Origin of the sequence: Bacillus sp. SIMBA_026, from assembly GCF_046535335.1 — a bacterium.
Taxonomy (GTDB): domain Bacteria; phylum Bacillota; class Bacilli; order Bacillales; family Bacillaceae; genus Bacillus; species Bacillus velezensis.
Window position 1 is genome coordinate 1 of the sequence record NZ_JAWRWX010000114.1, and the last position, 278, is coordinate 278.

Sequence of the window (278 nt, forward strand, 5' to 3'; positions counted from 1 at the left end):
GCCCCGCCCGCTCGGTCGAGGAGCGCTTGTCCAGGAGCTGCTACAGCGTGGAAGACGTGCGAAAGCTCGCCGTCAAGCGGCTGCCTAAGAGCATCTTCGAATACATCGAAGGCGGCGGCGAGGACGAGGTTTCACTCCGCCGCAACCGCTCCTCCTACAACGACTGGTCCTTCCTGCCCAAGTGGGGCTCCGTGGACAACCTCGACCTCAGCACCACCATCCTCGGCGGCCCCTCGGCCATGCCGGTGACTCTCTCGCCCACAGGCGGCACCCGGCTG

The 278-nt window shown here is 66.5% G+C and carries 1 protein-coding gene; it reads left to right on the top strand.

Annotation, left to right across the window (positions count from 1 at the left end):
• Nucleotides 1-47: 47 nt before the first annotated feature.
• The coding region (locus SB847_RS20885) for an alpha-hydroxy-acid oxidizing protein (RefSeq protein ID WP_410578504.1) at nt 48-278 on the top strand (231 nt) is incomplete at its 3' end.